A 17,739-nucleotide genomic window follows, 5' to 3' on the forward strand; every position below is an offset into this window, starting at 1 on the left:
CAGCCGCCGGTGGCAGCATCGACGGCGTGGGAGACCAGCAGTCACCGATCAACCTCCGCGACGCCGTGGTCGTGCCGCGCTTGGAGGACGAGCTGGCCGTCAGGTGGCGCGCCGACCAGTTCAGCGCCGCCGAGGAGGGCCACGGCTGGCGCTTCCGGCCGAAGGGCGACCACGCGGTGCGCCTGTCCGGGCGCGAGTTCCGGCTCGACAACATCCACTTCCACCGCCCGAGCGAGCACTGGGTCGACGGCCGGGCGCGGGGCGCGGAGATGCACGCCGTCCACCTGAGGGCCGAGGACGTCCTGCAAGCGTGCGTGGTGGCGGTGTTCGTCGGCCTCGGTGAGCCGGGCGCGTCGGACGCGAAGCCGCCGAGTGGCATCGACCTGCCCGCGCTGTTCCCGGGCGGCGGCTTCCACCGCTACGAGGGTTCGCTGACCACCGGCGAGTTCGACGAGGTGGTGAGCTGGGTGGTGATGACGGAGCCGGTCCAGGTGGACGACCCGGCCCTGCGCGCCTTCGTCCGGGCGCACGCCGACCGCGCCCGGCCCGTGCAGCCCCTCAACCGCAGGTTCGTGCTGACGAGCCGCTGAGCCCCGCTGCCCCTGGCCGACGCGGTCCACTCCGGACATCGGGGAGTCCGCTCGCGAGGCCTGCGTCCCGGCAAGGCCCCGACCGACCGCGAAGTCCGGCGGTAGCGATCGACGGTGGTGGTCAATAAGGTCATCGGGCATGCGCGTACCCCTGACTGTCGCCGATTTCCTCCACCGCGCGGAGCAGGTCTTCGCCGACACGACGGCCACCGTCGACGAGCCCGACCAGCCCGCCGCGCCCGTGCCCACGACCACGTACGGCGGGTTCGCCACCCGCGTCCGCGCCTGGCAGGCCGGGTTCGACGCGCTCGGCGTCGGCGAGGGCGAACGGGTCGCCGTGGTCAGCCACAACTCGGCCCGGCTGCTCGAACTGCTGCACGCCGTGCCCGCCTCCGGGCGCATCGCGGTGCCGGTCAACTTCCGGCTGCGCGCCGACGAGGTGTCCTACATCGTCGAGCACAGCGGCGCGTCCGTCCTCCTGGTCGACCCCGAACTGGACTTCGACGGGATCACCGCCCGCCACCGCTTCGTCCTCGGGGAGGAGACCGAGTCGGAGCTGATGCGGTTCGACGCCGAACCCCGCCCGTGGCGCGAACCGGACGAGGACGCGACCGCGACCGTCAACTACACGTCCGGCACCACCGCCCGGCCCAAGGGCGTCCAGATGACGCACCGCAACATCTGGATCAACGCGGTCACGTTCGCCATGCACGCCCGCGCCTGGGAGCGGGACGTCTACATGCACGTCCTGCCGATGTTCCACTGCAACGGCTGGGGCATGCCGTTCGGCCTCGCGGGCCTCGGCGTGCCGCAGGTCGTGCTGCGCAAGGTCGACGGCGCCGAGATCCTGAGGCGCGTGCGCGACCACGGCGTCACGCTGATGTGCGGCGCGCCCGCGGTCTGGAACGCCGTCCTCGACGCGGCCCAGGAGTGGGACGGCGAGATCCCCGGCCGCGACGCGGTGCGGATCATCTGCGCGGGGGCGCCGCCGCCGAGCCGCACGATCGCCCGCGTCGGCGAGGAGCTGGGCTGGGAGTTCCTCCAGCTCTACGGCCTGACCGAGACGTCACCGCTGCTCACGTTCAACCGGTCCCGACCGGCTGACGACGCGCTGTCGGCGCAGGAGCGGGCGCGGAAGCTGTCGCGGGCCGGCGCGCCGGGGCTGGGCGTGCGGCTCAAGGTGTCCGAGGGCGGCGAGGTGCTGGCCCGCGGGAACGTCGTGATGGCCGGTTACTGGGAGAACCCGGAGGCCACCGCCGAGGCGCTGGAGGGCGGCTGGTTCCACACCGGCGACGGCGGCACGCTCGACGACGAGGGCCACCTGACGATCTCCGACCGGAAGAAGGACGTGATCATCACCGGCGGCGAGAACGTGTCGTCGATCGAGGTGGAGGACGCCCTGTTCAGCCACCCGGCGGTGGCCGAGGCGGCGGTGATCGGGGTGCCGCACGACAAGTGGGGCGAAACGATCAAGGCGCTGATCGTGCCGGCCGAGGGAGCCGAGGTGACCGAGGCGGAGCTGATCGCGCACTGCAAGGCGCGGCTCGCCGGGTACAAGGCGCCGACGTCGGTGGAGTTCCGCGACGCCATCCCGCGCACCGCCACCGGCAAGGTGCAGAAGTTCAAGCTGCGCGCGCCGTACTGGTCCGATCTGGACCGCGAGGTCAACTGAGAGTGGGCGACCGCCCGGCGCACGGTGGTTTACCGCGCCTCCTGTGACCCATGTGGTTGATGTTCAGCCCGGGACCATTGGAATCAGTGAGGTAGGAGTGGCAGAGTCGGTCCACGTGACGCCGTTCGGCGTAACGCGGATCGGCTGAGTGCGCGGGAGGCGGGAGTCGTGACGCGATGGATGGTCTCGGTCGTGGTCGCGCTGTTCACCGTGGTGTGCCTGGCGGGTACGGCCGTCGCCGTGCCGCCGCCGCCCCCGAACCCGGGTGACGCCGAGATCGCCGCCGGTCGGCAGCAGGCGGACGCCAAGGCCGCGCTGGTCGGCGAGCTGACCGGTCGGCTCACCGACGCCGAGGCGCGGTTGCGGCAGCTGACCGACGACGTCGCGTTCAAGATGGAGCTGGCGAACAAGGCGCGGGTCGACCTGGAGACCGCCCAGGCGGCGGCCGACCGGGCCCGCCGGGAAGCGGAAGCGGCGAAGGTCGAGGCCGACGCCGCGGGGCAGGCCGTCGAGCAGGCCCGCGTGCGGTTGGACGAGTTCGCCGGCGCCAGCTTCCGGCAGGGCAGCCTCGTCGGGTCCGTCTCGGCGTACATCGGCGCGTCCAGCCCGGAGGACCTGCTGGCCCGCGCGCAGCTGCTGGAGGCCGTGAGCGAGTCCAGCCTCGACGCGCTGGACGACGTGGAGCGCAGCCGGGGCGAGAAGGCGAACAAGGACGCCGCTGCCCGCGCCGCCCTCGACGTGGCCGGGCAGAAGGAGTCCGCCGCCGATCAGGCCAAGCGGGACGCCGACGCCGCACAGGCCACCGCGTCGGAGGCCCAGCAGGGCCAGGCCGCCGCCGCGCAGCGCATCCAGGACGACAAGGCCGTGGTGGAGGGCGAGCTCAACCAGGCGTTGGGCGCGGTCGAAGGGCTGGAGGGCCAGCGCGCCCAGTACAACCAGTGGCTGGACGACAAGCGGCGCGAGGAGGAGGCGGCGGCGTTGGCCGCTGCGGCTGCCGCTGCCGCGGCGGCTGCTGCTGCTCAGCCTGCGCCACCGCCGGCCGTTCGACCGCAACCCGTGGTGCCGCCGAGCAGTGGCGGCGTGGAGACCGTCGTCGCGCGTGCGATGAGCCAACTGGGCGTGCGGTACTCGTGGGGCGGCGGCAACTACGACGGCCCGACCGTCGGCATCCCCGACGGCGGCGTCGGCGATGCGCACGGGGACTACTACACCGTCGGTTTCGACTGCTCGGGGCTGATGATGTACGCGTTCGCGGGGGTGGGCGTCTACCTGCCGCACTACAGCGGCTACCAGTACAACGCCGGCCGCAAGGTGCCGCTCGCCCAGGCGCAGCGCGGCGACATGCTGTTCTGGGGTCCGGGCGGCGGCACCCACGTCGCCCTGTACCTGGGCGGCGGCATGATGGTCGAGGCGCCGTACTCCGGCTCGTCCGTCCGCGTCTCCCCGGTCCGGTACGGCGGGATCATGCCGTACGCCACGCGCCTGCTGTAGCAACTGCCCCGCCTGCGGCTACTGCCCAGCCGTCGCCGTACCCACCCGCTCCAGGCGCAGCGCCCGCACCTCCTCGCGCAACGCCCTGATCTCGTCCAGCAGCCGGTCGTCCGGGGTGACCGCCCCCGCCTTCGCGCCGGACCCGGACCCGGACTCGGACTCGGACTCCATGGCGCTGCACACCACCGCGATGAACAGGTTCAACATGGTGAACGTGCCGACGAGCAGGTAGACCAGGAAGAAGATCCAGGCCAACGGCTGCGTGGCCATCAGGTCCCGCATCACGTCCGACCAGCCGTCACCGGTGGTGATCTGGAACAGCGTCAGCACGGTCGAGCCGAGGTCGCCGAAGCGGGGGTCACCGCCGGCGCGGAACAGGTTGACGGCGACCACGCCGCCGACGTACAGCAGCAGCACGAGCAGACCGGACAGCGACAGCAGGCCGGGGATCGACCTCACCAGCGCGGTCACCACGCGGCGCATGCTCGGCACCATCGCGACCAGCCGCAGCGCGCGCAGGACGCGCAAAGCCCGGATCACCGACAGCGGCCCTGCGGCGGGCAGCAGGGCGATGCCGACGACGACGAGGTCGAAGCAGTTCCACGGGTCGCGGAAGAACCGGAGGCGGTGCGCGTAGAACCGCGCGGCCAGCTCGGCCACGAAGACCACCATCGCGGCGTCGTCCAGCCCGGTCAGCAGGCCGCCGTACGACGAGACCAGGGCCGGTGACGTCTCGCAGCCGAGGGCGATCGCGTTGACCGCGATCACCCCGATGATCACCTGCTGGAAGCGCTTGCCGTCCACCACGTCGCGGACGCGGTCGCGCAAAGCCATGCCGAACTCCTCCTGCGCACAGGTCGGGGGATCTTGCTCGATCGAGCACCGCCCCATCGGCAAGCCGCGCGTACCGCTTGAGCCGATTCACCTGGACGAGCGGAAGAAGTCGAGGTCGGGCGCACACGGGCTCGGGCATCCCCATTCTGCGGGACAAGGCGCGATCGGGTCGGTCCACTGTGGACTCAGGGTGGATATTCCCCTTATTCGGCGTGACCGCGAATTCATGTCCGGAAATGCGGATATTTGGTAATTTCGGTCATGATCACCCCAATGCGCGGCGCGGATTCGGTAATGTCCTGGGATCTGAGGAAGTCTTGTCCAGGGGGGACCATGGCGGCCGGCTCATTGCTGCCCGATGACGGCGAAGTGACCATCGAGAGACGTGGCCCTGGTGTCGTCCACCAGGCCCCGCCGCGGTTCCCCAGCGCGTCGCGATGAACGACCGCTTCCACCGGGCGGTGCTCGAACACGCCGACGCCGCGGTGCTGGTGGTGGACCCGAGCGACCTCGGCGTCCGGTGGGCGTCCCCGGCGGCGCGGCGGCTGTTCGGCGGCGCGTCCGGCGTCCTGCCCGACCTGGTGGCGGACTCCGACGCGGCGGCCGTGGGCACGTTCCTCCAGGCGGCGGGCCGCACGGGCGCTTCGCGGTGCACGTGCGCGGTGCCGGTGGAGGGATCGGTGCACCGGCGCGTCGACCTGGTCGCCCGTGACCTGAGCGCGGACCCGGACGTCGGCGGTCTCGTCGTGGTCGCGCTCGACGTCACGGGCTGGGCGGAGACGGCGGACGAACTGGGCAGCCGGCTCAACACCGACGTGCTGACCGGCCTGGCGAACCGCCCGGGGTTCCTGCCCCGGCTTGAGCAGGCGGTGCGCGGCGCGCCGGGCACGGTGCTGCTGTTCCTCGACCTCGACCAGTTCAAGGAGGTCAACGACCACCACGGGCACGCCGCCGGCGACCACGTGCTGCGCCTGGTGGCGTTCCGGCTGGCCGCGGTCGTGGCCGGTCGCGGCACGGCGGCCAGGCTCGGCGGCGACGAGTTCGTCGTGCTGCTCGACCGGCTGGACGAGCAGCAGGCGATCGCCGCCGCCCGCGAGATCCTGGCCGTGATCGCCACGCCGGTGGCGTTGGCGGACGGCGTGGTCCGGGTGTCGGTGTCGGCGGGCATCACGTTCGTCCGGCCGGGGCACGGCGCGGAGGACCTGCTGCACCAGGCGGACCTGGCGATGTACCGGGCCAAGACGATCGGCCCGGTGGGCGTGGCCGTGTACGACGAGGACCTGGAGGACTGGGCGCTGGCCCGCAAGCACCAGGTCGACCGGCTCGCCGAACGGCTGGAGGAGCTGCACGCGGAGAACCGGGCGCTCGCCGAGGCGGCGACCATCGACCAGCGGACCGGCCTGCCGAACCCGGCCACGTTCGACGCCGACCACGCCCGCCTCAACCGCGCCGGCGAGCCGTACAGCCTGCTGCTCGTCGACATAGACCGCTTCCACAGCTACAACACGCTGTACCGCTACCTGGCCGGGCACGAGACGTTGCGCAAGGTCGGCCAGGCCATCCACCGCACCGCCCGGTCCGCCGATCGCGCGTACCGGTACGGGGGCGAGGAGTTCACCGTGCTGCTGCCCGACACGCGGCTGGACGGCGCGCTCGCGCTGAGCGAGCGGATCAGGCAGGCGGTGGAACGGCTGGGTGTCGAGCACCGGGGCAACGCCGGCGGGGTGGTGACGGTGTCGATCGGCGTGGTGGAGGTGCCTCCCGGCGCGTCGGTGGCGGACGCGGTGGAAGAGGCCAGTGTGGCGGTCCTGGAGGCCAAGGACGCCGGCCGGAACCGCGTGGTCGGCCGACGGGCGGGCAGCTAGCCGTCCCGGCCGGTCACGCTGCGAGCGCGTCCAGCAGCCACGAGTACGCCGCGCCGACGCTGACGTCCTCGCCGGTGACCGTCCCTACCAGCGCCCAGTACCGGCGCAGCCGGGGATCGCGCTCGACCTCCGTCCGGCCGAGCAGGGTGCGGCGGAACGAGGGCGTGTCCCGCGCGTCCCACACCGCCGCGTGCGCCGCCACGAACAGGTCCAGCGCCGGCCCCGGCTCCGGTGGCCGTTCGGCTCGGACCAGTGGACGCGCCAGGACACACGCCCGGCCCACCCCGTCGTGCAACGCCCGTTCGTCCGGCACGCGGTGACGGGCAGCCAAGCGGCGGCGCAGCGACAGGTCCGCCGTGAGCACGGCCATCTCGGCGTACGCGAGCACCTGCGCGGGCGTCGGATCGGCCGGCGGCGGTGGCGCGCTCACGGACAGGAACATCTCGACCGTGTCCGGGGGCGCGGGGCCGAGGTAGCACCGGCTCCAGAACGACGTCAGCGACTCCCGTACGGCCCGCCCATCCTGCGCGCCGGCGAGCAGTGCCAGGCGTGCGTCGCGCGCGGCCGGTGACGCCTCCTCCACCGCGCGCAGGGAAGCACGGCGCCAGGTCAACTCCGCCAGCGACACGTCGAGCGCGGCCCGTTCCGCCGTGACCACGTCGGCCAGCGACCGCCGTCCGGCGAGGACGTCCGCGATCACGGCCAGGCCGAGCCCGAGGCCGCGCAGCCGCCGGACGGTCTCCAGCCGCTCCACCGCGTCCCGGTCGAACCTCCGGTGCCCGCCGGCGCTGCGCGGCGGATCGAGGATGCCCTCGTCGCAGTAGAACCGGATCGTGCGCACCGGCACGCCGGTCAGCCGTGCCAGGTCGCCGATGCCCAGCACTGTGTCCCCCGTCACGATCGGTTGAACCTCCACCCCGGTGCCGTTCCTACGGTACGGCCATGACGACTTCCGACCGGCTCGCCGAGTGGTTGTGCGAGCAGACCTCCGCCTTCGTCGCGCACGTGCGCGACTTCGCCGTCCCGGTGCCGACCTGTCCGGAGTGGACGGTGCGGGACCTGGTCGCGCACGTCGGCCAGGAACACCGCTGGGCCGCCGACGTCGTGCGCACCGGCCGTCCGCTCGCGGTGCCCGACCCCCGTGAGCAGGAGGTGCCCGAGGACTGGGCCTCGTGGCTGCACGCCGGCGCGCGGCAGTTGATCGACGTGGTGGGGGACGGCGCGGCCCCGGTGTGGACGTACCTCGGCGCCCGGCCCGCCCGGTTCTGGCTGCGCCGGATGCTGCACGACACCGCCGTGCACCACGCAGACCTCGCGGGCCGTGCGCCGGTGATCCCGGCCGACCTCGCGGAGGACGCCGTCGACGAGGTCCTGGGCTTCGTGGCCGCGCCGGGTGCGGCGGCTGTGAAGCCGGCGTTGGCCGAGCTGCGTGGCGACGGCCAGACGCTCTCGCTGCGCCCGCGCGACAGGGCCCCGTGGCTGATCACCCGTGGTCCCGCCGGGCCGACCTGGCGACGCGGTGACGACGACGCGGACGTCACCGTCACCGCGACGGCCCGCGACCTGCTGCTGATCGTGACCCGGAGGCTGCCGCCCGACGACCCCCGGGTCGCGATCGGCGGAGACCGGGCGCTGTTGGACCACTGGTTGGCCCACACGGCGCTGTAGACGCGCTGTCATCACCCGCATGGGGCCTGGGGTGGGCCGTTCGGCCGTCGTGATGACTACGTTGGGTAGACAAACTGGCCAGTTTGATTGCGAGTCAATGAATTAACCTGGGCCGTTCTGGTGAAAGTGGTTACAGCGGGTTAGGAATGTGGCGCGCCGCCGCGCGCACGGGGAACGCGGCGCGTCTCACCTGAACCCAGGATCGGTGCCCTTGAACCACGACTCGATGCAGCACTTCTCGTCCGGCCTCTCCACCCTCACGCTCGCCTACGTCGTCTCGGTCATCGGCTCGCTGCTCGGCCTGGCCTGCATGGCCCGCGCCCGCGCCGAGCGGACCCGGGCGGCCAAGGTGCGGTGGACGGTGTTCGGCGCGGTCTCCATCGGCGGCGTCGCCATCTGGCTCATGCACTTCATCGCCATGCTGGGCTTCGAGGTCCCCGGCACCCCCGTCAAGTACTCCGCGCCCGTCACCGCGCTGTCCGCCGTCGTCGCGATCGGGGTGGTCGGTGTCGGGCTGTCCCTGGTAACGCTCATCCGGTTCACCAGGATGCGGCTGCTGGTCGCGGGTGCGCTGGCCGGGCTGGGCGTGGCGGGCATGCACTACCTGGGCATGTCCGCGATCCGGTTCAAGGGCGAGATCTCCTACGACACCACGATGGTGGTGCTGTCGTGCGTGATCGCGGTGGTCGCGGCGACGGCGGCGTTCTGGTTCACCCTCGTGGTGAAGACCGCCGTGGCCAGGACGGCGGCCGGGCTGATCATGGGCGTGGCGGTGACCGGGATGCACTACACCGGTATGGCGGCGGTGCGGGTGAGCGTCGACCCGGAGTTCGCCGTGCCGTCGGGCACGAGCGTGTTCGACCTGGTGTTCCCGGTCTTCGTGACGAGCGCGGTGGTGGTGGCGGCGCTGCTGTGGATGCTGTTCACCGCCGACGACGACGCGCTGGGCGAGACCGCGTAGACCGCGGCTACCGTGAGGGCTGTGGTGTCCTGGGCGGCGGTGGTCCTCGCGGGTGGTCGGGGCAGCAGGCTGGGTGGGGTCGACAAGGCGGCGGTCGTGGTCGACGGCCGTACGCTCCTCGACCACGTGCTGGACGCTGTCGCGTCGGCGCGGCAGACCGTGGTCGTCGGGCCGCGCAGGGACGACGTGCCCAGGGTGACGTGGGCGCGGGAGGATCCGCCGGGCGGCGGACCGCTGGCGGGCCTTGCCGCGGGGTTGGCGCACGTCGACGCCGAGGTGGTCGTGGTGCTGGCGGTGGACCAGCCGGGCGTCACGCGTTCCACCGTGGACCGGCTCTTGGCCGCGGTCGGTGACACGGGCGCGGTGCTCGTGGACGACGGCGGCCGGCTCCAGTGGCTCACCGGCGCGTGGCGGACCGAAGCGCTGCGCCGGGCACTGCCCACCGATCCCCGTGACGTCTCGATGCGGTCCGTCCTCGGTCCGCTGGACCCGGCCCCTGTCGTCGCCCGACCAGGAGAAGCCCACGACATCGACACCCCGCACGACCTCACCTGATAGCCGTCGCGTCAGTGGGGGATCGGCCGGTGGGGGCGTCGGACCAGGTCGCTCCGGTGGTGCTCGAGCGCCCGCGGCCGGACCCGACCCGACCTGTCCACTGTGGATCACCCCAAGGGCACGCGCCACGACCGGAAACGAGCCGTCGCCGCTGTCAAGACCCCCTTCACAAGGTCCATACCGTCCTCGGGGGAGACTGGGCCGGCAGTCGCACAACCCTGTCGAGGAGGACCTTTGTCCGAGCCCGCCGCCGAGGCGATCCACACGCCGGCTCGTGACGCCCAGCTGCTCGAACGCACTGTGTTCGAGGTCAAGCGGGTGATCGTCGGGCAGGACCGGCTGGTCGAGCGGATGCTCGTCGGTCTGCTGGCCAAGGGCCACCTGTTGCTGGAGGGCGTGCCCGGCGTGGCCAAGACGCTGGCCGTGGAGACGTTCGCCAACGTCGTCGGAGGCTCGTTCTCGCGCGTCCAGTTCACCCCCGACCTGGTGCCCGCCGACATCCTCGGCACCCGCATCTACCGCCAGGGCAGCGAGACGTTCGACGTCGAGCTCGGCCCCGTGGTGGCGAACTTCGTCCTCGCCGACGAGATCAACCGCGCGCCCGCCAAGGTGCAGTCGGCGATGCTGGAGGTCATGGCCGAGCGGCACGTGTCCATCGGCGGCAAGACGTTCCCGATGCCCAACCCGTTCCTGGTCCTGGCCACCCAGAACCCGATCGAGAACGAGGGCGTCTACCCGCTGCCCGAGGCGCAGCGCGACCGGTTCCTGTTCAAGATCCAGGTCGAGTACCCGACGGCCGAGGAGGAGCGGGAGATCGTCTACCGGATGGGCGTCGAGCCGCCGGTGCCCAGCCAGGTGCTCGGCCCGGACGAGCTGGTCCGCCTCCAGGGCGTCGCCTCCCGGGTCTTCGTGCACCACGCGCTGGTCGACTACGTGGTGCGGGTGGTCATCGCGACCCGCGCGCCCAAGGAGCACCAGCTCAACGACGTCGCCGGCTGGGTCGCGTACGGCGCGTCGCCGCGCGCCAGCCTCGGCATCATCGCCGCCGCCCGCGCCCTGGCGCTGGTGCGAGGGCGTGACTACGTGCTGCCCCAGGACGTCGTGGACGTTGTGCCGGACGTGCTCCGCCACCGCCTGGTGCTGTCCTACGACGCGCTCGCCGACGGCGTCCCGCTGGACCACATCATCACCCGCGTGCTCCAGACGGTGCCGTTGCCGCAGGTCTCGGCACGTCCGCAGGCCCCGCAGCCCGCGGGCAGGCCGTGACCGAGTCGACCCCGACGGCCCCCGAGCGGCCGAACTGGGCACCGCCGACCATGCACGGTGGCCGGCTGGAAGCGGCGCTGCGCACGCTCGAACTGGAGGTCCGCCGCCGGCTCGACGGGCTGCTCCAGGGCAACCACCTCGGCCTCGTGCCCGGACCGGGCTCCGAGCCCGGCGAGGCGCGGCCCTACCAGCCCGGTGACGACGTGCGGCGGATGGACTGGGCGGTCACCGCCCGCACCACCGTGCCGCACATCCGCGAGACCGTCGCCGACCGCGAGCTGGAGACGTGGCTCGCGATCGACCTGTCGCCGAGCCTCGACTTCGGCACGGCCGCGTGCGAGAAGCGCGACCTCGTGGTCGCCGCGACGGCCGCGGTCGCGCACCTGACGCGCGGTGGCGGCAACCGGATCGGCGCCCTCGTGTCGACCGGAGAACACCTGGTCAGAGTGCCCGCACGGGGTGGTCTGGCGCACTCTCGGGGCCTGATCCGCAAGGTCGCCGAGACGCCCCGCGCCCCCGAGGGCACCCGCGGTTCGCTGGCCGACGTGGTCGAGCAGCTGCGCCGCCCGCCGCGCCGACGCGGCCTGGTCGTGGTGATCTCCGACTTCCTCGGCGGCACGGAGTGGCAGCGCCCGCTGCGCGCGTTGTCCGCCCGGCACGACCTGGTCGCGATCGAGGTGATCGACCCGCGTGACATCGACCTGCCGGACGTGGGCACGGTCGTGCTGGCCGATCCGGAGAGCGGTCGGCAGCGCGAGGTGGTCGCGTCACCGTTGTTGCGCCGTGAGTTCGCGGCGGCGGCGGCCGAACACCGCGCGGAGGTGGCCGCGGGCCTGCGTCGCGCCGGTGCGGGCCACCTGGTGCTGCGCACCGACTCGGACTGGATCGCCGACACCGTCCGCTTCGTCGTCGCACGCAAACGCCGCTGGTCGGGAGGGGTGGCCTGATGAGCCTGTCCGGGTTCACCGCGCCGTGGTGGTTCCTGCTGCTGGTCGTGGTGGCGGCGCTCGCGGTGTTCTACGTGGTGCTGCAACGCGTGCTGCGCAAGCGGACGCTGCGGTTCGCCAACCTGCCGATGCTGGAGAAGGTCGCGCCCAAGCGGCAGCGCTGGTACAAGCACGTGCCGGCGGCGTTGCTGATGGTGGCGTTCATCGTGCTGACGGTGGCGCTGGCCGGGCCGACCGCCGAGCAGAAGGTGCCGCGCAACCGCGCGACCGTGATGCTGGTGATCGACACGTCGCTGTCGATGAAGGCGACGGACGTCAAGCCGTCCCGGCTGGAAGCCGCGCAGGTGGCCGCCAAGTCGTTCGCGGACGGGCTCACGCCGGGCATCAACCTCGGGCTGATCTCGTTCGCCGGGTCGGCCACCGTGCTGGTCGCGCCGACCACCGACCGCGAGGCGGTCACGCAGAGCATCGACGGGCTGAAGCTGGCCCAGTCGACGGCCACCGGTGACGCGATCATGGCCGCGCTCGCGGCGGTCGACTCGTTCGGCAAGATCGTCGGCGGCGCGGACGGCCCGCCGCCCGCGCGCATCGTGCTGATGACCGACGGCAAGGAGACCGTCGGCACCCGCAAGGCGTTCGACGCGGCCGACGACGCGAAGAAGACGGGCATCCCGATCTCCACGATCTCGTTCGGCACCGAGGACGGTGTGGTCGAGATCGAGGGACGGCAGCAGGAAGTGCCCGTCGACGACGACTCGATGAAGGAGATCGCCGAGCGGTCGGGCGGCGAGTTCTTCAAGGCGGCGAGCGCCGAGGAGCTGCGCCGGGTGTACGACACGCTGGGCGAGCAGATCGGGTACGAGAAGAAGCAGTCCGACGCGTCGCGGCCGTGGGTGGCGCTGGGCACCGTGCTGGGGATGATCGCTGTGGCGGGCGCGCTGCTCTTCGGGCAACGTCTGCCGTGAGCGGGCAGTATGTCGGCCGTGGCGGAGACGCGGTGGCGGGAGATGGTCGACTGGTCCGTGGCGCTGCTGCGCCGCGGCACCGGCGAGGGCGTGCCCGAGTGGAACCGGCGGGTGCTGTCCTCGGGGCTCGACAACGAGTGCGACCTGCGGGTCTGGCTGGGTGAGCAGGGGGTCACCGGCTACCCGCAGATGCTGCTGGTGATGGAGCGGTTCGGCTACCCGGACGTGCTGGAGGCGTGGTCGGACGCGTTGGTGAACGCCCAGTACGCCGACCGGCCCGAGCTGCGTCCCATCCTGGACCGGCTGCTGGCTGAGGCGGCGCTGCTGGGACCGATGCGCGTCCAGGCGCGCAAGACGTACGTGGCGCTGGTGTCGCCGCGGCGCACGTTCGCCATCGTCAAGGCCACCTCGCGCACCCGCGTCGACCTGGGTTTGCGCCTCGCCGGCCATGAGCCGACCGGCCGCCTGGAAGCCGCGTGCTCGCTGGGCAACGACACCATCACCGTCCGGATCGGCATCGTCAGCGCCGACGACGTGGACGACGACACCCTCTCCGTCCTCCGCCGGGCCTACACCGCCAACACGTGAGTCCTACATTCACGCCCCGTGAGTCCTACGTTCAGAACCCGTGAGTCCTACCTTCAGAACACCCGTGTCCTACGTTCAGAACGCATGAGTTCAACGCTCAGAACGCTGGAGTTCCAACGCCGAACGACAGCCCCGTGTTCTGAGCGTTGAACTCGGGGGTCCTGAACGTAGGACTCACGCGTACTGAACGTAGGACTCACGCGACCGGAACGTAGGACTCACGGGGTTAGCCGTGGATGGTGCGGTACGTGGCGGCGGCGCCGGGATGGAGGGGGAGGCCGGCGGTGCCGATCAGGCTGCGGACGTCCAGGAACTGGGTGCCCAACGTCTGCCGGGGGACGAGAGCGGCGGCACGGGAGATCAACGTGCGGGTGATCGCGGCGGCCACGGCGTCCGGCAGCGACGCCCGGCACACCAGCAGGTTCGCGACGCCGATCGTGGGCACCTCGCGGGTCGCGCCGTAGACCCCGACCGGCACCGGCACCTGCTCGTACACCGAACCGTGCGCCGCGCGCAAACCCGGCAGCAGCTCCGCCAACGGCAGCAGCCGGATGCCGGACAGCCCGTCCAACGTCGGAGTCGGCACCCCACCGGACCACAGCAGCGCGTCGATCTGCCGTTCCACCAACGCCTGCGCCGCCTCGCCGAGCCGGTAGTGCTCCACCCGCACCGAGTCCCGCAGCCCCAGCGCGACGAGCATCCGCTCACCCGACAACGACGCGCCGGACCCCTCCGCGCCCAGCGACATGCTCCGCCCGGCCAGGTCGACGGGCGCCTGCGCCGGATCGTCCTCGCGCACCACGAGCTGGAGGTAGTTCTCGTACACCCGCCCGAGGGCGCGCAGCTCCAGCCCCGGATCGGCGACCCGGGCCGAGTCGGCGAGCGTCAGCGCGACCTGGGCCCGACCGTCGCCGAGCAGGGACAGGTTCGCCAGGCTGCCCTCCGTCTCCAACACCCGCCCGCGCACGTCGATCAGCTGCTCGGCGAGCAGGGTGGCGAAGTCGAAGTACATGCCGCCACGCTCACCCGCCGCGATGGTCAGCTCGTCGGACGGCACGCCTGCCGTGCAGCCGGTGGCCACCAGCCCGAGGAGGAACACCCGCCGGTTCACAGCGTCGGCTCCAACGGCAGCGTGACGCATGCGGTGAACCCGTCCACGGAGACAAGCGACAGGACACCCTGCCGCGCCTTCACCAACTGGTCCGCGATCGCCAGGCCCAGGCCCGTGCCCGGTTTGCCCGACCGCCCACGCCAGAACCTCGACGTCGCCAGCGTCAACTCCTCCGCCGTCAGCCCCGGTCCGTCGTCGTGCACCTCCACCCACCCCACACCGGCCGAACGGTCCGCGCCCAACGACACCCGCACCGCCCCGCCGTACTTGACCGCGTTGTCCAGCAACACGTCCAGCACTTGCGCCAGGTCCGACTCCGGGCAGCGCACCAGCACCGGCAACGTCGGCGTCCCCGGCACCGGCACCTGCCAGAACCCCGCCCGGTCGACCACGAGCGCGCCCAGATCGGTCAACCCAGGCTCACGCCCACCCGCCGCGACCTCCGTGGCCGCGCTCTCCGCCGACGCCAACGCCAACAGCCCGTCCAGCAGCGATTCCAGCCGCTCGATCTCGGCCACGCCCGCCGTGTACGCGCGCTGACCCTCGGGCTTCACCTGCCCGCTCAACGTGTCCATCCGCAGCCGCAGCGCCGCCATCGGGTTCCGCAACTGGTGCGACGCGTCCGCGATCAGCCGCCGCTGCTGGTCGGCGGCCTCCGTCACGGCGTCCGACATCCGGTTGAACGACTCCGACAGCTCGCGCACCTCCGGCGGCCCACTGCTGCCGGCCACGTGCGCCCGCCGTTCACCCGCCGCCACCGCACGCACGCCGACCGCCAACTCCGCCAACGGCTTCAGCAGCCACCGGGCCACCGCGACGACCAGCAGGATCGAGATCACCGCCGCCGCCAACGCCCCACCCAGGATCAACAGCCACCGCGTGGTCACGTCTGCCGCAGCGCGCTCCACCGAAGCCCGGAGCACCACCGCCCCGGCGACCCGCGTGCCCGTGCCGACCGGCCGGGCGAACACCACGTCACCCGACGACCACGGCTTCACCGTCGGCACGGACGACGCGGGCTGGTTGCGCAGCGCGGCGTCCAGCACCCTCGCCAGCGACGGGTCTTCCGAGGTCAGGCCCGCCTGGGCGACCGGCTGCCTGCGCGCGTCCACCACCACGACGGGCTCGCCGTACAGCTCGACGTAGGCCGTGACCTCGTCCACCAGCGCCGCGTTGTCCCCGGTCGTGTCCGCCTGCTGGGCGAGCGCGGCGAACCGGTCGAGGTCGGCGGTGCGGGTCAGCACGAACCGCTGGGTGCGTTCGGCGGCCGTCGCCGACAGCAACGGCACCGCGAACGCCGCCACGGCCGCGGCGGAGAACAACAGCAGCACCAGCAGCAGGCGGCGGCGCATTCACCCACCCAACCGGTAGCCGAAACCGCGGATCGTCGTCAGCAGGTTCGGCCGGTTCAGCTTCGCCCGCAGCCCCGCCAGGTGCACGTCCAGGGTCCGCGACACCGCCAGGTACGCGTCACCCCACACCTCGTCCATGAGCTGCTGCCGGCTCACCGCCGTGCCCGCCCGACTGGCCAGCGCGGCGAGGACGTCGAACTCCTTGGTGGTCAACGAGACCTGCGCGTCGCCGACCGCCACCCGCCTGCCCTCCAGATCGATCTCCACGTCGCCGACCCGCACCGTGCGGTCCTTCGGCCCGGTGAGCGCCGCGCTGCGCCGCGCGACCGCGTCCATCCGGGCCAGCAACTCGCCGAGCCGGACCGGTTTCACCAGGTAGTCGTCCGCGCCGAGGCGCAGGCCGCGCACCAGCGACCGCTCGTCACCCCGCGCGGTGAGCACCAGGACCGGCACCGGCGACACCTTCCGGATCTTGCGCAGCACTTCCAGCCCGTCGGTGTCGGGGAGGCCGAGGTCGAGCAGGAGGAGGTCGAAATCGCGGTGGACGAGGAGCGCGTCCGCGCCGCGGGCCACCCGGCTCGGCCGGTGGTCGTTCGCCTCCAGTGCCTCGACCAGGGCGTCCGCGACCCCGTCGTCGTCCTCGACGAGCAGCACGCGCACTTCGTCCACCACCTTCGGTTGGGGCGATTATGGCCTCCGGGGTGTAGACATTGGCTTGTGAGCATCGGAGAACAAGTACCAGCGGCCCTGCTGGACGAGGCCAGCGAGGCGCTGGAGGAACTGGCCGGAGTGCTGGCGGGCGGCCAGACGCTGAACGACGCGCTCCAGCAGCTGGTCGAATCGGCGTCGCGGGTCATCCCGGACGCCGAGAACGTGAGCGTGACCGTCGTGGGGCCGAAGGGTGCGTCCACCGAGGCCTGGACCGACGAGAAGGTCGTCGAGATCGACCGCAAGCAGTACGAGACCGGTGACGGGCCGTGCCTGGAGGCCAACCGGACCCAGCGGCCGGTGCGGGCCACCGTGGAGGGCGGCCGGGAGAAGTGGCCCGCGTTCGCCGAGGCCGCCGAGCGCGCGGGCGTGCAGGCGTACCTGTCCGCGCCGATCGTGGTCGAGGACGACGTGATCGGCTCGCTGAACCTCTACAGCTCGGACGGCCGGGCGTTCGACCCGTTCGACGAGGCGTTGCTGCGGCTGTTCGTCACCGCCGCCTCCACCTCCATCACCGGGTTCCGCCGGTACGAGCGGTCACGTCGACTGGTCCAGCACTTGCAGCACGCGCTGGAGTCGCGGGGCGAGATCGACCAGGCCAAGGGCGTGCTGATGGCCGCGCACGGCGTCGACGCCGAGGAGGCGTTCGCCCGGCTGGTGGGCGAGTCGCAGAAGCACAACACCAAGCTGCGCGACGTGGCCCGGAACCTGCTCGCGTCGGTGCGCGGGCCGTCGGGCCAGGCGAACCGGGGTCAGGACGACCAGTCCGACCAGGCTCAGTCCGACCGGGATTCCGCCGGGGACAGGTAGAGCCAGGCGCCGTCCTCCCGGACGAAACGGCTGTTCTCGTGCAGCACGTCGCGTTGCCCCTGCCAGCGGTAATGGGCGCGGAACTCCACGGTGCCGGTCGTCTGGAACGGCGTGCCGCCGGTCCGGGACAGGACCTCCAGGTGGGTCCAGCGCTGGTCGGGGTCCAGGTCCACGGATGCCGGCCGGGTCGACGGGTGCCAGGTCGCCAGCAGGTAGTCCTCGTGGCCCAGGGCGAAGGCGCTGAAGCGGGAGCGCATCAGGGCCTCGGCCGTCGGAGCCTTGCGGCGGCCCTGGTGGAACGGGCCGCAGCACGTGTCGTAAGGGTCACCCAGGCCACACGGGCAGCGAGTGGTCAC

Annotated in this window: 18 protein-coding genes; 12 read left to right on the forward strand and 6 right to left on the reverse strand. The window is 72.3% G+C overall.

Translation table 11 applies throughout. The features are described 5' to 3' along the window. The first annotated feature begins 26 nt into the window (after positions 1 to 26). From OQ02_RS26995 to OQ02_RS27005, 3 genes are all read left to right on the forward strand, one after another. The gene (locus OQ02_RS26995; protein ID WP_051772844.1) at positions 27 to 590 is read left to right on the forward strand and encodes a carbonic anhydrase family protein; all 564 of its coding nucleotides are present in this window, start codon (positions 27 to 29) and stop codon (positions 588 to 590) included. A 139-nt stretch (positions 591 to 729) separates the two neighbouring features. Continuing rightward, the gene (locus tag OQ02_RS27000; protein ID WP_033441394.1) at positions 730 to 2,262 is read left to right on the forward strand and encodes an AMP-binding protein; all 1,533 of its coding nucleotides are present in this window, start codon (positions 730 to 732) and stop codon (positions 2,260 to 2,262) included. A 168-nt stretch (positions 2,263 to 2,430) separates the two neighbouring features. Then, on the forward strand, positions 2,431 to 3,753 hold the full coding sequence (locus OQ02_RS27005; protein WP_156077334.1) for an NlpC/P60 family protein: 1,323 nt from the start codon (positions 2,431 to 2,433) through the stop codon (positions 3,751 to 3,753). A gap of 18 nt (positions 3,754 to 3,771) precedes the next feature. Here OQ02_RS27005 and OQ02_RS27010 read toward each other — a convergent pair whose 3' ends face one another. Beyond that, complete coding sequence (locus tag OQ02_RS27010; protein WP_033441396.1) at positions 3,772 to 4,587, reverse strand: ion transporter; 816 nt, start codon at positions 4,585 to 4,587, stop codon at positions 3,772 to 3,774. A gap of 437 nt (positions 4,588 to 5,024) precedes the next feature. On the opposite strand from OQ02_RS27010, the gene OQ02_RS46770 reads away from it, so the two are divergent. Continuing rightward, positions 5,025 to 6,452 (forward strand): sensor domain-containing diguanylate cyclase, encoded by a 1,428-nt coding sequence (locus OQ02_RS46770; protein WP_033441397.1) that lies wholly within the window; start codon positions 5,025 to 5,027, stop codon positions 6,450 to 6,452. Positions 6,453 to 6,465: 13 nt separating this feature from the next. Here the strand turns inward: OQ02_RS46770 and OQ02_RS27020 are convergent, their stop codons facing one another. Beyond that, positions 6,466 to 7,350: a MerR family transcriptional regulator gene (locus tag OQ02_RS27020; RefSeq protein WP_033441515.1), complete on the reverse strand. Its 885-nt coding sequence runs from the start codon at positions 7,348 to 7,350 to the stop codon at positions 6,466 to 6,468. 44 nt (positions 7,351 to 7,394) lie between these two features. Here OQ02_RS27020 and OQ02_RS27025 point away from each other — a divergent pair, with 44 nt between their 5' ends. The 7 genes from OQ02_RS27025 (at position 7,395) to OQ02_RS27055 (ending at position 13,402) form a co-directional block, all read left to right on the forward strand. Further along, complete coding sequence (locus OQ02_RS27025) at positions 7,395 to 8,120, forward strand: maleylpyruvate isomerase family mycothiol-dependent enzyme (protein WP_033441398.1); 726 nt, start codon at positions 7,395 to 7,397, stop codon at positions 8,118 to 8,120. Between the two features lie 211 nt (positions 8,121 to 8,331). Beyond that, on the forward strand, positions 8,332 to 9,081 hold the full coding sequence (locus OQ02_RS27030) for an MHYT domain-containing protein (RefSeq protein ID WP_156077335.1): 750 nt from the start codon (positions 8,332 to 8,334) through the stop codon (positions 9,079 to 9,081). 21 nt (positions 9,082 to 9,102) lie between these two features. Then, a complete protein-coding gene (gene mobA / locus OQ02_RS27035; RefSeq protein ID WP_331281554.1) occupies positions 9,103 to 9,636 on the forward strand; it encodes a molybdenum cofactor guanylyltransferase in 534 nt (177 codons plus the stop codon). 234 nt (positions 9,637 to 9,870) lie between these two features. Further along, positions 9,871 to 10,902: an AAA family ATPase gene (locus OQ02_RS27040; RefSeq protein WP_033441399.1), complete on the forward strand. Its 1,032-nt coding sequence runs from the start codon at positions 9,871 to 9,873 to the stop codon at positions 10,900 to 10,902. Between the two features lie 50 nt (positions 10,903 to 10,952). After that, positions 10,953 to 11,849, forward strand: coding sequence for a DUF58 domain-containing protein (locus tag OQ02_RS27045; RefSeq protein WP_051772866.1), 897 nt, complete (start codon positions 10,953 to 10,955; stop codon positions 11,847 to 11,849). Further along, positions 11,849 to 12,814 (forward strand): VWA domain-containing protein, encoded by a 966-nt coding sequence (locus tag OQ02_RS27050; RefSeq protein WP_033441401.1) that lies wholly within the window; start codon positions 11,849 to 11,851, stop codon positions 12,812 to 12,814. The genes OQ02_RS27045 and OQ02_RS27050 overlap by 1 nt, the downstream gene beginning before the upstream one ends. 18 nt (positions 12,815 to 12,832) lie before the next feature. Further along, a complete protein-coding gene (locus tag OQ02_RS27055) occupies positions 12,833 to 13,402 on the forward strand; it encodes a DUF5655 domain-containing protein (protein WP_442973682.1) in 570 nt (189 codons plus the stop codon). A gap of 226 nt (positions 13,403 to 13,628) precedes the next feature. On the opposite strand, the gene OQ02_RS27060 is transcribed toward OQ02_RS27055, so the two are convergent. Genes OQ02_RS27060 through OQ02_RS27070 form a run of 3 tightly spaced genes read right to left on the reverse strand, consistent with a single transcriptional unit; the run spans position 13,629 to position 16,525 of the window. Then, positions 13,629 to 14,543, reverse strand: a complete 915-nt coding sequence (locus OQ02_RS27060) for a TAXI family TRAP transporter solute-binding subunit (RefSeq protein ID WP_033441403.1) — start codon at positions 14,541 to 14,543, stop codon at positions 13,629 to 13,631. Further along, entirely contained in the window at positions 14,510 to 15,865 is a 1,356-nt protein-coding gene (locus OQ02_RS27065) for a sensor histidine kinase (RefSeq protein ID WP_033441404.1), read from the reverse strand. Before OQ02_RS27065 ends, OQ02_RS27060 begins: the two co-directional genes overlap by 34 nt. Beyond that, entirely contained in the window at positions 15,866 to 16,525 is a 660-nt protein-coding gene (locus OQ02_RS27070; protein ID WP_033441518.1) for a response regulator transcription factor, read from the reverse strand. It abuts the gene before it with no gap. A 57-nt stretch (positions 16,526 to 16,582) separates the two neighbouring features. On the opposite strand from OQ02_RS27070, the gene OQ02_RS27075 reads away from it, so the two are divergent. Then, positions 16,583 to 17,383, forward strand: coding sequence for a GAF and ANTAR domain-containing protein (locus OQ02_RS27075; RefSeq protein ID WP_231500245.1), 801 nt, complete (start codon positions 16,583 to 16,585; stop codon positions 17,381 to 17,383). Here OQ02_RS27075 and OQ02_RS27080 read toward each other — a convergent pair. Next, positions 17,350 to 17,739 carry a YchJ family protein gene (locus tag OQ02_RS27080; protein WP_033441405.1) on the reverse strand — a complete coding sequence of 130 codons (390 nt, stop codon included), beginning with the start codon at positions 17,737 to 17,739 and terminating at the stop codon, positions 17,350 to 17,352. The genes OQ02_RS27075 and OQ02_RS27080 overlap by 34 nt on opposite strands.

The sequence above is a fragment of the Saccharothrix sp. NRRL B-16314 genome, from assembly GCF_000716595.1.
In the GTDB taxonomy this organism is placed as follows: domain Bacteria; phylum Actinomycetota; class Actinomycetes; order Mycobacteriales; family Pseudonocardiaceae; genus Actinosynnema.

Bases quoted from the DNA above. Each gene is read 5' to 3' on its own strand.
- OQ02_RS27000 (WP_033441394.1), top strand. From the start codon at position 730: ATGCGCGTACCCCTGACTGTCGCCGATTTCCTCCACCGCGCGGAGCAG.
- OQ02_RS27010 (WP_033441396.1), bottom strand. From the start codon at position 4,587: ATGGCTTTGCGCGACCGCGTCCGCGACGTGGTGGACGGCAAGCGCTTC.
- OQ02_RS46770 (WP_033441397.1), top strand. From the start codon at position 5,025: ATGAACGACCGCTTCCACCGGGCGGTGCTCGAACACGCCGACGCCGCG.
- OQ02_RS27025 (WP_033441398.1), top strand. From the start codon at position 7,395: ATGACGACTTCCGACCGGCTCGCCGAGTGGTTGTGCGAGCAGACCTCC.
- OQ02_RS27045 (WP_051772866.1), top strand. From the start codon at position 10,953: ATGCACGGTGGCCGGCTGGAAGCGGCGCTGCGCACGCTCGAACTGGAG.
- OQ02_RS27050 (WP_033441401.1), top strand. From the start codon at position 11,849: ATGAGCCTGTCCGGGTTCACCGCGCCGTGGTGGTTCCTGCTGCTGGTC.
- OQ02_RS27060 (WP_033441403.1), bottom strand. From the start codon at position 14,543: ATGCGTCACGCTGCCGTTGGAGCCGACGCTGTGAACCGGCGGGTGTTC.
- OQ02_RS27065 (WP_033441404.1), bottom strand. From the start codon at position 15,865: ATGCGCCGCCGCCTGCTGCTGGTGCTGCTGTTGTTCTCCGCCGCGGCC.